This is a genomic window from Bacillus tequilensis, from assembly GCF_012225885.1.
Classification (GTDB): Bacteria; Bacillota; Bacilli; order Bacillales; family Bacillaceae; genus Bacillus; species Bacillus tequilensis.
In genome coordinates this window covers 2,546,573-2,558,213 of the sequence record NZ_CP048852.1, presented here as the reverse complement: position 1 = coordinate 2,558,213, position 11,641 = coordinate 2,546,573, and the positions used below count along the sequence as shown (strand labels likewise).

Sequence of the window (11,641 nt, the reverse complement as noted above, 5' to 3'; positions counted from 1 at the left end):
TGAGTTGGAGTATATCGGGAAAAGTGTGATTCGAAAAGACGCCCTTGAAAAAGTGACAGGTAAGGCGAAATATACAAATGATTTTGAAGAAACAGGTACATTACACGCAAAAATGCTGATTAGCCCGTATGCTCATGCCAATATTGCTTTTATTGATTTTTCAGAGGCTTGGAAAATTCCCGGAGTGAAAGCGATATTAGGTGATGAACCTTTTCCGCTTGTAGGTGAAGAAATTAAAGACAGGTCGCCGATTGCTTATAAAAGAGTCAGATACCATGGTGAGCCAGTTGCTGTTGTAGTTGCGGAAAATCCAATCATAGCCAAAAAGGCAGTGGATGCCATCAAAGTGTCCTATGAACCTCTTCCTGTCGTCAATTCCCCCCGTGAGGCCTTCCAAAAGAATGCCCCCCTCGTCCATGAACATGTGGACCGCTATGAGAAGAGGGAAGGTGTGTATCCTGTTCCGAAGACAAATATCGCAAACCTGGATAGAATCAGAAAAGGAAATATTGAAGACGGGTTTAGGGAAAGTGATGTGACAGCAGAGTTTCAAATTTCTTTTCATCCTTCTGATCACGCCGCCATGGAAACAAGATGTTCGACTGCTGAAATTCGAGCGGATGGGGAGATTATCATGACCACATCCTCTCAAGCTCCTTTTGCCATTAAAAGTTTAATGGAGTGGTATTTTGGAATTGAACCCGGAAAGGTTATCGTCAAAACGCCTTTAGTAGGTGGAGCATACGGGGGAAAAGCAGCCGTTCAGTTAGAGATTATTGCATATTTGGCATCAAAAGCAGTTGGTGGCCGGCCCGTCAAATTATTTAATTCGAGAGAAGAGGATATGATCACATCTCCTGTTCATATAGGATTGGACGCGATTGTCAAATTAGGGGCAACAAAGGATGGAATCTTAAAGGCGGCAGACATTCAGTTTTTATTTGATGGCGGAGCATATTCTGATAAAGGCGTTGACATCAGCCGTGCTGGAGCGGTTGATTGTACGGGTCCATACGCAATCGACCATATATGGTGTGATTCATATTGTATGTATACGAATCATCCATATCCCAGCGCATTTAGAGGCTACAGTCATGCTGAAGTGTTATTTGCCTTTGAGCGAACGATGGATGTATTGGCAGAAAAGCTAGACATGGACCCGTTAGAACTCAGATATAAAAATGCCATTCGTCCTGGTGATACGACACCCACTCAAGTTCTTCTCAATTCAAGCACGGTCGGAAATGTACCAAAATGCATTGAACGATTGAAGGAATTAATGAATTGGGACGAGGGACAGAGAATTGAAATCGATGGCCGGAAGATACGGGCGAAGGGGATCAGCTGTATTTGGAAAACGTCGACATTTGATACAAATGCAACATCCGGGGTGATTTTAACCTTTAATCCTGATGGAAGCATTAATTTGATGTCAGGGGTAGTGGAAATTGGAACAGGGACAAAAACAGTATTAGCCCAAATCTTAGCGGAACGAATGAAAATGGATATCAATAAAATTCACGTGAAAATGCTTGTAGATACACAAACAACACCTGAGCATTGGAAAACGGTAGGCAGCAGAGGAACGCTAATGGGAGGAAGAGCTGTATTACATGCAGCGGATGAAGCCATTCGAAAGCTTAAGGACGTAGCATCATGTGTGTTAAGAGTCCCTGTCGAGGAATTAGAAGTGGCTGATGGAAAGGTGTATTTTTTAGATCATCCAAATGTACATGTTGAAATAAAAGACATTGCTTACGGATATACGTTTCCAAATGGAAATACCATTGGCGGCCAAATCATTGCAAGCGGCAATTACACATTAACCCGGATGACTCATTTAGACCGGGAAACAGGAAAAGGAAAGCCGGGACCCGAGTGGGCTGTAGGTGCTCAGGGAATTGAAGTGGAGTTAGATAAACGGGATTATACGTATCGAATTACAAAAGCCTATTCTGTTGTGGATATAGGAACCGTCTTGAATGAAAAAGCTGCAAGGGGTCAAGTGATGGGGGCGATGAGTATGGGAATTGCATTTGGAGGAAGAGAAACCTTTGTATTCGATCCATATGGAAGAGTATTAAATCCTCAGCTTAGAACATACAGACCCCTTCGCTATGGAGAGCAGCCTGAATATATCATTGAATTTGTTGAAACCCCGCATATGATTGCGCCTTATGGGGCACGCGGCGGCGGGGAACATGGCTTGTTGGGGATGCCTGCAGCTCTAGGAAATTGCCTTTCTGCCGCGTTAGGTGTCCAATTGAATCATCTTCCTCTTATTCCTGAACAATTATGGAGGGCGCAAGAGGGGTGGAAAGATGATACCATTTGATTTTGACTATTTTAAACCGAAAACAATTCAAGAAACAATCAATCTATTTCACTCTCTTGCGGCTGGAAAGAAAACACCATTGTATTATTCCGGCGGTACAGAAATTATAACGTTAGGAAGGTTGAACCTCATCTATACGGATGCAGTTATAGATATGAACGCTCTTCCAGAATTTCATGCCATCCGTTTTGATGAAAACTACCTAGTGATCGGAGCAGGTGTGTCATTAACGAAAGTGGAGGAAGAAAATCCGTTTCCGTTATTAAGTCAAACAGTAAGTGAAATTGCGGATCGGACGGCTCGAAACAAAATCAGCCTGGGGGGAAATATTTGCGGGAACATCTATTACCGTGAGGCCGTTTTGCCGTTGTTAATTTCCGATGGTTTAGTAGGGGTTGCAGGGAGAGCAGGGCTTCGTTACCATCCTATTAATAAAGTATTTAACAAGGAACTACAATTACAAAAAGGGGATTTTTTATTCCATATCCTTATAGACCGAACATATGCGGACCTGCCATTTGTCAGTATAAAAAGAAGACAACAGTGGAATGTCGGGTATCCATTGGTGACAGTTTGTGCACTAAAAAAAGATGATGAGATCAGAACGGCCTTCAGCGGTGTCTGTCCATTTCCTTTTCGTTCTGCTGAAATGGAGGCTGTGCTTAACGATAAAAGCTATTCATTAGAAGATAGAGTGCGCAGGTCTTTACAGTATGTACCCAAACCCGTTCTTGATGATTCAGAAGGCTCAAGTGAATATCGGATATTTGTCTTGCAGCATACAATCTTAGATGCCTTACAAGAACTAGAAGGAGGTTCCAATGTCTGATTCTATTACGTTGAAAGTAAATGGCGAGGAAAGACAGATTACTGTCAGACCAGCCGATACTTTGTTATATGCTCTTCGTCTTCGGCTTGGATTAACTGGTTCAAAGCCGGGCTGCTTAAATGGGGATTGCGGCGCCTGTACGGTATTAACGGACGGGATACCGATGAAATCTTGCTTAATGCTTGCGGCAGAAGGTGAAGGAAAGGACATTACGACAATTGAAGGCCTTATCAATACGCCGATTCAAAAGGCTTTTATTGAAAAATTTGCGTTTCAATGCGGTTATTGTACATCAGGTTTTCTCATGAATTGCCATGCTTTAGTCAATACTGAACCGAATGCTAGTGATGAAACGATAAAAGATTGGCTGGAGTCCAATATTTGCAGATGTACCGGTTATAGGGAGATTGAAGAAGCGGTTAAATCTGTTTTACATGCAGCGAAAGGGACTCATTAGCCCGTGCACGCCTGTTACGGGAGAACTGTATTATATGGGGAAACAACCTGGCACTTCAATTGAAGAAATGAAAAGCCATTATTCATGCGAAAATGTGCTCTTTTATATTTTTTAAACTTAGGCCTTGATAAACGGTGTTTGATTGTGATGACTATACTATGACAGCTAAAGGTGTATTGCTCTCCTGTGTTCATCAAAAAATGCTTGAAACGAAAAAACAAATTCAGGGGGAATGCTTGAATGAATTTTAAAAAAGGCGTAATCATAATTCTTACTGCAGTTCCTCTTAAGTTTAGGTTTGGTTACTCCATTTACTGAAGAACACAGGGAAGCATATCATCAACTATCTGACCGGAATCAAACATGAAAGTTGATTAACCCCTCTAAAATGGAGGAGTTTTTATTGAATTGGTACACATTTGACAATTAAGTCAAAAGAGATGTTTATTTTTAAGCAGAGAAACAGATAATACTGCACTGCAATTTGCATTTTCGGTGTGGCCGAATAACCTTTTAGTACTCGTTCAATCAAAAAAGCTAAGAAAATTATCTTAGGACTTTTGCAAAGCTGAAATTCAGACAAACAGAAAAATGTTATGTGGGCTATATCGTTGTTTGTATTAGGACATATAGGTGAAAATAAAGAATGACTAACCTCGTTTGTGATGTTATGTAAATGTTTAAGAGCCATTTAGGAGCGAAGAATTTTGATCATTCATCATATAAAAGTGTCATCCGATGTATTGGATGATCTGTTAACAAAGGTCCGTGAAATTCAACTTGCAAAAAACAATTATAGGGTCGGCGATAAATTATTCATTCGTGAGTCAAACGGTGATCGAACAAAACGTTACTTAGAAGTAGATATTATAGAAGCATCTAATGTAAATAAAGCAGGGTTTATGAATATAGGTTTTATGAGAATTCATAAAGGAACTTACAAAGCAGATCTTTTTAAATGATTGTTTTACATCCTTTTAAGTACGTCCATTTTTATGTTCAATATAAATTTCCCTGATTTCGCACACTCTTTTAATAAGTGCATAGGATACTATCACAAAAATTTATAATTGTGGGGATCAAAAACATGTACTATATACCTTTTTCGCCTCAATGTTATTATTATGTGACTGTACCGATGTATAATGATGGAAGATCTGTTTATTGGACTGCTCCAAATGAGATGGAGCCTGCAAACAGATGTGATGAGTTGCGCTCTTCATACGAAGATAGAAACCCTCTCTTAAAGGATTATGGACCAAAACCATTTGTTGTTAATATCAATAAAGCCACAAAACAAAACAATACATTCCGTACTGCTTTATGGACAGGAAAACATTTTCAAATTACGTTAATGAGTATCGGTATTGGAGAAGATATTGGCTTGGAAATCCATCCTAACGTCGATCAGTTCTTACGGATTGAGCAGGGTCGAGGGATCGTTAAAATGGGAAAGAGCAAAGATAATTTAAATTTTCAAAGAAATGTCTACGATGATTATGCCATTGTTGTACCTGCTGGCACTTGGCACAATGTGATAAATACAGGTAATACGCCATTAAAACTATACTCCATTTATGCTCCTCCCAACCATCCATTTGGTACGGTGCATGTGACCAAAGCAGATGCAGCGGCTGCGGAAGGTGAGCGTGAAGATTCTGCAGAATTTTGAGCAATCTGGAGTGACGCATGGGAAGAAGCAGGATCACCATGTTTCTGCCAGTAGAGGATCGAGAGTGGTGCGTGAACCACTAGCAGAGCAAGTTTCTGAGTGAATGAGCAGCCCGGTACAATCGGCTTCTGAGTTATTTTGGTATGTACAATCGTCAGAAATGGTAATTAATCTAACAGCTCAAAGACATTCATTTTTGTTTAACTATATACCCCTAAGGGTATATAGTTATTTTGTTATTATTACATTCCTGCTTATTTTTCTTATTGTCATTACCATGTACAGACGTTATTATCCTGTAACAGGGGATTCACAAAGAAGAAATAGAGATGATTAACATGATAATATTAGATATTCGCCATTATAACGATGTGCCCAATTTTTCGGATGATAGAATGTTAAACATTCCATATGCTGGAACAATCATTCAATCTGTAAAACTGTCTTGTTGCATTTCCTGCGCGTGTGTCAGCGGCCACACTCGTTATGCTTCCAGCTGTGGGTATAATAAAATTCAATAGAGCTTATTAGTATGCAAAAACTGATTTTCATAACTCTTTCATCTATTCGTTCTCTATTTCTTTTAAAAGAAACTTTAGTGAAAATAGAGAAAAGCCGGAATGTCCGATCCGGCCTTTGCCAAGTTATTTCCCCTTCGCCTTCTTGCGCTTCTCCTTCTCCGCCCGATAAAACTCATGAAACATTTTCATCAGCGCCCGCTTTTCAATCCGTGATACATAGCTGCGCGAAATACCGAGTTCTTTGGCAATTTCACGCTGCGTTTTTTCCTTCTTCAAATCAAGCCCAAACCGCCCGACAATGACTTCCTTCTCACGATCATCCAAAATGTCAATGTATTGCTTCACTTTTTCAAGCTCCATATTGAGCTGGATCGTATCAATCACGTCTTCATTTTCTGATTTTAAAACGTCAATCAGGCTTATTTCATTCCCTTCCTTATCCTGCCCGATCGGATCATGAAGGGAGACGTCTTTTTTTGTTTTTTTCAATGCACGCAAATGCATGAGAATTTCATTATTCATTACAAAAGGGGGGTGCGCAGATTTCACGTCACTGATAAATGTTGAGTCAGCTTCCTGTAATAAATGCTCAAACGTTTCTTAGCAAATGGCTGTATTTTCAATTGCAGGTGATTGTATGTACGAAAGATTAATATTACGCAACATGAAAGTGGGAATGCAAAAGTGCATACCACGTTCAAAGCATATGTTATAAATTCCGCTGTGCTTAAGTGCGAAGCTTTAACAGGTTTAAATATCTAAGTATTATGATTTTAACACACATCTGGATTTCTCTAGAAAAGTAAAGGTCTTTAGGGATTTATGTCAAAATAATAGGAAATACCTTATGCAACAAATAGGGAGTTTGTTTGCTTAATAAGGAGGGGGAACTATGAAAAGAAATATTCACATATTGGGAGCCTCTGGTGTCGGAACTTCCACCTTGGGTGTTGCATTATCAAAGCGTTTGCCTCATACGCATCTTGATACTGATGATTACTATTGGAAAGATAAATTCACTAAAAAAAGAGAAATTCCTGAAAGAAGAAAGCTGCTTGAAAAAGACTTAACAATAAATGAGAAATGGATTCTTTCTGGCGCAGTGTGCCGCTGGGGTGATGATCTAAAAAGTTATTTTGACCTTGTCGTCTTCTTATGGATTCCACAAGATATACGGCTTGAGAGATTAAGGCATAGGGAATTTAAGCGTTATGGAAATGAAGTGTTAGCCGGCGGCAGTAAATATGAACAATCAAAAGCATTTTTAGAGTGGGCTTCTTTATATGACACTGCTGGAATGGAAGTTAGAAGTAAAGCATTACACGAACATTGGATGGCAGATTTATCTTGTCCAGTGTTAAAAATTGAAGGCGATTGCTCAGTCAGCGAAAGAGTTGACCGTGTCTTGGATTATCTGAATTCTAATTAAACTAACGGATAGCGATTGAAAAAGAAGAACACGCAGCAGATTCACTTGCTCTTGTTGGGGGCACCCTATTACTGGTTTAATTAAAGAAGGAGTATAAAACCTGTATCAAAGATGTTACTAGATATCTACGACACAGGTTTTATATGTAGGTAACACTAATATTCTTATGCATTTAACATTGCATGTTTTTATTATGCAATAGTCACTCTATTTCTGTTTTCAATTTTTCAAACCACTCTAAATTAACCAAGTGATGTGAACGGGAATTTTCGTTCATAAGGCGAAAGTAATCGATTGTGCCGGGAATTTCTTGAGTGATGGACAGGTATTCATCAAGGAGCTGGATTCGAGTTTTAGTCTGATCGATTTGTGATTGGATCAGATCCAGTAATTTATTTTTGTCGAATTCATCTGCAAAGAGTAACGCCCCATAAAATTGCAGGTTCACATATTCCGATTTGGTGCCGTATTTGATCATTAATTTTTCGAATTCTGCCCTTCCCGATTCAGTGACATTAAAGTTGCGAATTTCACGCCCGCTGGCTGAGGGTTTCTGCTGAATCTGTTCAATAAAACGCTTTTCTTCAAGTTGCTGCAGATTGTAATAAAATGAACCTTTCGTGAAGTTAACAATGTATTTGTAATGCCGTTTTTCCATTAAGGCCAGAAGTTCATAGCCGTGAGCTCCGGGGTTTTGAATTAGCAGGCCAAGGATAAGTAAGGGAATCATGGTTTCATCACCTTCGCCATCCGCGCCTCAAATTCCGCGTACGTAATTTTACCCGAAGCCAAATCCATACTATGAAGGTAAATCTGTTCTGTTTTAGAATAGTCACCATTCACTTCCAGTGATTGCTCCTCTCCCGAAATGGATTTCAGGATATGGTGCTTTTTCGAAAAAGCCTCGAAATAGCGGTAACCGAATTTGCGTTGTGAAGCTGCGTCTAAATGAATGCCATCAGGATTCGCAGTCAAACCTGCTGCAGTAACAAAATAACAATTCTGTTGTTCATTGGCGAAACGCAGCAATTGTTCATTAACCTGTCGAAATTCAGTCGCGTGCTGTCCAAAACCGGTCTTCCCAAGAAAGTCACCAAGCCCTCCAATAATCAACGGTACCTCATCAAGTTCCAGCTCGTTTCTTAGCGTCTCGATGATAAGAGTTAATTTCTCGTAATAAGTTTCATATAGCGAATGATAACTGTCACTCTCCCCTTGGTGCCAAAGGATTCCACAAATTTGACTGGATCGGAGGGCGAAGCGGGCTTCGGACAAAGCATGCTGAAAAAGGATGCCTTCCGGATGCCAGTCATTCAATGAACTGCCACCTTCGGCACAAGGGATCAAGCCAATTTCTTCATCGGGATGAGCTTTCGACCATGCATCTGCAAAAGATGCCGCCAGACCAACGCCGGAAACCGGACGATCGTAATTAATCGGCTCTGTCATCATCTGCCACTGTCCATTGCGAAGCATTTTTATTTTTTCATTATAGATAGGGTCTACTTCATTCAAAAATCCACGGCCCGCCATATTCGACTGCCCCAACATTAAAAAAGCCTTTATCATCTAATTTTTCACTTCTTCACATAAATATTTAGTCTAATTAGACTATAGTCGATTCAGTTTGTCTTGTAAAGGTGACCAGTTAGATCTTATGGTTCCAGAAGATATGGTATCGGAGGATGATTTTCTTTTGGGAAAGCTTTGCCCGCCGGACAAAGCTAGTGAATGGAAAGATACTTATTCAAAGCAGTGCGAATGTGTGAGGCGAAAGAAAATAGCCAGACTTATGGCAGCTAGTGGCATTACAGAAGAATTTGAAAAGCAACTCCATTACAGATGGTAAACCTGACATGATCAAAGACGTTTATGAGTGTGCAGTGGAATACTATAAAGAATTTCAAAAGATCAAAGGAGAAAGGCAAAACAGTATTCATTACTTGGACAGCCAGGCAGCGGCAAAACTCATTTGCTCACGGCGATTATGAATAATTTGATCAAGAAAAAATCAGTACACTGTATGTATTTCCCTTACGTAGAGGGCATGGGTGATTTGAAAGCTGACTTTGATAACTTAGAAGCGAAACTCGATGCCATGAGAAAGGTCGAAGTTCTATTCATTGATGACTTATTCAAACCAATAAACGGTCAGCCAAGGGCAATCGATTGGCAGGTTGAACAAATCCAGTCAGTCTTAAACTACCGGTATTTAAATCATAAGCCTTTGCTGATTTCTTCGGAGTTAACAATCGATGAGATTTTGGATATAGACGAGGCTCTTGGTTCACGGATTCACCAGATGTGCCGTGATTACATAGTGATTATTAAAGGCGATCGAATGCAATTAAATCATAGGTTAGGTGATTGGGAATAAAGGAGAAAACGAATGTAAAAGCAGCTGATGGACTTTATATATTCGGACCTCTCAGTACTACAGAAGGTAAAGATCTTACGCCAATTATCCGTTTACTTGAGGAAAAAATAAAGCAAATGGAGCGGATGCTGAGTGCTTAAAGCAGTCGTGTCTCTGCTGACAATTTTACTCTCCGAACCGAGAATAGAAAAAGAAATTCAGCTATGGGAACAGCTTGACGGGAGGTAAGGACAGTTGGATTGCATTAAGTTCACTGTTTATGGTGAGCCAGTCGCACAGGGGCGGCCGCGTGGATCAATACGAAATGGGAAGGTGCATATCGTGATCCAGCAAAATCAAAGTATTTCAAACAGTATGTAGCTTTGGTTGCGTCTCAGCATCGACCAGAAACAATTATTACTGGTCCTGTCTCAATGGATGTCAAAGTGTACAGACCAATGCCAAAATCAGTTTCAAACACATTAAAGAAGAAAGAGAAAGCTGAAAATGGTCTTCTGCGGCCTACTACAAAGCCTGATGTTGATAACTATGTAAAGGGTGAACCATCTTATTTATAAAGATGATAGTCAGGTTGTGGATCTGAAAGTTAGCAAGTTTTATAGCGAAGAGCCGAGAGTGGAAGTCATGATAAAAGAGATTTCTGCCTGAAAATAAAAAACACTGAAGCGCTTGGCCTCAGTGTTCTTGATATGAACTGGTACTTCTATCATAACACAGGGGGCGCTTTGAGTGTACAATCCAAGAGAAATAAACATCAAAAAAGACTTCACTATTCAGCAGAAGATTGACCCAGGAAAAGTTAAGATCATTGTTTTAGATGGGAATCAAGGCACAGCACATATCTTAGATGCTCCTGAGCACGGTAAAACGGTGATCCAGACGGTAAAGGGCAACTTTGCGTGGGTTGATCATGAGATAGGTTACAAAGTTAAGTAACAGGGTTTTTATCTGCGAGGGAGGAACGGACATGAAAGCGAAACTTGCAATGGTAGGGGCAAACATTTTATTCCTGCTATTGCTTAAATTAAAAATATTGAAAAGTATTTAGATCGAAAGAGGTAGTTATGGTGTGCTTAGTTGTGTTTAAGAAGGAATTGCTGATCCATATAAAACTATTAGATAAATATTATTACCTAAATTAAGTGAAACTTTTTATGTTTTTCTTCGTAGGAAGAATAGAGGTGGTGTAATACTATGGTGGATATAGATAATGAACTATTCGAGCTTTATAAGGAAGTGAGCAAGGTAAAGAAAATAAAATACTTCTTTATAGATTCCCCTTTTTTAGAGGAAGATGAAGAGAAAGTGCAAGAAAAAAACAAAATTTTTTTAAAGCTTTTATATAAAATAATTTTTTATTTACTTGTAGTATTATCTTGTGGTTTTTTCTTATATAAATGCCTTCATGGAAAAATGTTTTTAATTGTATTTGGGGCTATTTTCTTGCTTGTTTTTATTTTTGCTATTTTAAGTGTGAGTAAGGCTCTAACAAAATTTGCGAAGTTATCAGGATATAGTGGGTTTCATAAGTTAAGAAGAGAAATTATTTATAAAGCTTTTAAAAAAAATTTGGAAACTCGTAAATATTCTATAAACCAAATCGAAAATTATCTCTTGCCTTATCTGAAATCGATTAATGAAGATAGAAAAGCAGCTTCTATAACAACATATTTAAAAATTATCATCCCATCTATTTTAGTTTCCATGATTACCAGTTGGTTTACACTAATTATTAATACTGCTGTTGAAGAACCAAATCTAAAACAAGAAGAGTTTAATCAAGTCATGATTTTATGGTTATCACTAGGAATTGAAGTAATTATATTAGGAGCTTTTATATACTCAGCGATACATCAATTCCAAAATGGATCGAGTTACAATAAAAATTACAGGTTGCTGGAAACTCTTTTTTATAATTATCTTTTAGAACAGGGAGGGAATCCCTCAAACAAATCAAAAAAGAAATCTAAGAAGAAAAAATAGTTAAGTCCAAGACGGAAAGCCTGCGGACACTGAACTCA

12 protein-coding genes and 3 pseudogenes are annotated in these 11,641 nt (G+C 39.0%); 11 read left to right on the top strand and 4 right to left on the bottom strand.

Going from position 1 to position 11,641, the window contains the following annotated elements:
* The first annotated feature begins 4 nt into the window (after positions 1 to 4).
* The 5 genes from G4P54_RS13720 to G4P54_RS13700 all read left to right on the top strand — a co-directional run bounded on the left by G4P54_RS13720 (position 5) and on the right by G4P54_RS13700 (position 5,293).
* Positions 5 to 2,335: a xanthine dehydrogenase family protein molybdopterin-binding subunit gene (locus tag G4P54_RS13720; RefSeq protein WP_167872944.1), complete on the top strand. Its 2,331-nt coding sequence runs from the start codon at positions 5 to 7 to the stop codon at positions 2,333 to 2,335.
* On the top strand, positions 2,322 to 3,164 hold the full coding sequence (locus tag G4P54_RS13715) for an FAD binding domain-containing protein (protein WP_167872943.1): 843 nt from the start codon (positions 2,322 to 2,324) through the stop codon (positions 3,162 to 3,164). The genes G4P54_RS13720 and G4P54_RS13715 overlap by 14 nt, the downstream gene beginning before the upstream one ends.
* Complete coding sequence (locus G4P54_RS13710) at positions 3,157 to 3,621, top strand: (2Fe-2S)-binding protein (RefSeq protein ID WP_167872942.1); 465 nt, start codon at positions 3,157 to 3,159, stop codon at positions 3,619 to 3,621. The genes G4P54_RS13715 and G4P54_RS13710 overlap by 8 nt, the downstream gene beginning before the upstream one ends.
* Positions 3,622 to 4,328: 707 nt before the next feature.
* Complete coding sequence (locus tag G4P54_RS13705) at positions 4,329 to 4,583, top strand: hypothetical protein (protein WP_205781564.1); 255 nt, start codon at positions 4,329 to 4,331, stop codon at positions 4,581 to 4,583.
* 125 nt (positions 4,584 to 4,708) lie between these two features.
* Positions 4,709 to 5,293 (top strand): cupin domain-containing protein, encoded by a 585-nt coding sequence (locus tag G4P54_RS13700; RefSeq protein ID WP_167872941.1) that lies wholly within the window; start codon positions 4,709 to 4,711, stop codon positions 5,291 to 5,293.
* 644 nt (positions 5,294 to 5,937) lie between these two features.
* On the opposite strand, the pseudogene G4P54_RS13695 reads toward G4P54_RS13700, so the two are convergent.
* Both G4P54_RS13695 and G4P54_RS13690 read right to left on the bottom strand, forming a co-directional pair.
* Positions 5,938 to 6,336 (bottom strand): annotated as a pseudogene (locus G4P54_RS13695) (sigma-70 family RNA polymerase sigma factor); the annotation flags it as partial.
* Between the two features lie 23 nt (positions 6,337 to 6,359).
* A pseudogene (locus tag G4P54_RS13690) lies at positions 6,360 to 6,504 on the bottom strand (ImmA/IrrE family metallo-endopeptidase); the annotation flags it as partial.
* A gap of 202 nt (positions 6,505 to 6,706) precedes the next feature.
* On the opposite strand from G4P54_RS13690, the gene G4P54_RS13685 reads away from it, so the two are divergent.
* Positions 6,707 to 7,243: an ATP-binding protein gene (locus G4P54_RS13685; RefSeq protein WP_024714960.1), complete on the top strand. Its 537-nt coding sequence runs from the start codon at positions 6,707 to 6,709 to the stop codon at positions 7,241 to 7,243.
* Between the two features lie 202 nt (positions 7,244 to 7,445).
* Here the strand turns inward: G4P54_RS13685 and G4P54_RS13680 are convergent, their stop codons facing one another.
* Together G4P54_RS13680 and G4P54_RS13675 are read right to left on the bottom strand one after the other, a co-directional pair.
* A complete protein-coding gene (locus G4P54_RS13680) occupies positions 7,446 to 7,973 on the bottom strand; it encodes a PadR family transcriptional regulator (protein WP_167872940.1) in 528 nt (175 codons plus the stop codon).
* On the bottom strand, positions 7,970 to 8,812 hold the full coding sequence (locus G4P54_RS13675) for a sialate O-acetylesterase (protein WP_167872939.1): 843 nt from the start codon (positions 8,810 to 8,812) through the stop codon (positions 7,970 to 7,972). The genes G4P54_RS13680 and G4P54_RS13675 overlap by 4 nt, the downstream gene beginning before the upstream one ends.
* A gap of 331 nt (positions 8,813 to 9,143) precedes the next feature.
* On the opposite strand from G4P54_RS13675, the gene G4P54_RS13670 reads away from it, so the two are divergent.
* The 5 genes and pseudogenes from G4P54_RS13670 (at position 9,144) to G4P54_RS13650 (ending at position 11,603) form a co-directional block, all read left to right on the top strand.
* Entirely contained in the window at positions 9,144 to 9,620 is a 477-nt protein-coding gene (locus tag G4P54_RS13670) for a DnaA ATPase domain-containing protein (RefSeq protein ID WP_277348624.1), read from the top strand.
* A complete protein-coding gene (locus G4P54_RS13665) occupies positions 9,611 to 9,760 on the top strand; it encodes a hypothetical protein (protein ID WP_167872938.1) in 150 nt (49 codons plus the stop codon). The genes G4P54_RS13670 and G4P54_RS13665 overlap by 10 nt, the downstream gene beginning before the upstream one ends.
* 94 nt (positions 9,761 to 9,854) lie before the next feature.
* Positions 9,855 to 10,268, top strand: a pseudogene (locus G4P54_RS13660) (RusA family crossover junction endodeoxyribonuclease).
* Positions 10,269 to 10,349: 81 nt separating this feature from the next.
* On the top strand, positions 10,350 to 10,556 hold the full coding sequence (locus tag G4P54_RS13655) for an XtrA/YqaO family protein (protein ID WP_167872937.1): 207 nt from the start codon (positions 10,350 to 10,352) through the stop codon (positions 10,554 to 10,556).
* 258 nt (positions 10,557 to 10,814) lie between these two features.
* Positions 10,815 to 11,603, top strand: coding sequence for a hypothetical protein (locus G4P54_RS13650; RefSeq protein WP_167872936.1), 789 nt, complete (start codon positions 10,815 to 10,817; stop codon positions 11,601 to 11,603).
* Positions 11,604 to 11,641 lie beyond the last annotated feature (38 nt).

What these genes read in the sequence shown, in the direction of transcription:
- G4P54_RS13715 (WP_167872943.1), top strand. Translation starts at nt 2,322, where the DNA reads ATGATACCATTTGATTTTGACTATTTTAAACCGAAAACAATTCAAGAA.
- G4P54_RS13710 (WP_167872942.1), top strand. Translation starts at nt 3,157, where the DNA reads ATGTCTGATTCTATTACGTTGAAAGTAAATGGCGAGGAAAGACAGATT.
- G4P54_RS13700 (WP_167872941.1), top strand. Translation starts at nt 4,709, where the DNA reads ATGTACTATATACCTTTTTCGCCTCAATGTTATTATTATGTGACTGTA.
- G4P54_RS13685 (WP_024714960.1), top strand. Translation starts at nt 6,707, where the DNA reads ATGAAAAGAAATATTCACATATTGGGAGCCTCTGGTGTCGGAACTTCC.
- G4P54_RS13680 (WP_167872940.1), bottom strand. Translation starts at nt 7,973, where the DNA reads ATGATTCCCTTACTTATCCTTGGCCTGCTAATTCAAAACCCCGGAGCT.
- G4P54_RS13675 (WP_167872939.1), bottom strand. Translation starts at nt 8,812, where the DNA reads ATGATAAAGGCTTTTTTAATGTTGGGGCAGTCGAATATGGCGGGCCGT.
- G4P54_RS13650 (WP_167872936.1), top strand. Translation starts at nt 10,815, where the DNA reads ATGGTGGATATAGATAATGAACTATTCGAGCTTTATAAGGAAGTGAGC.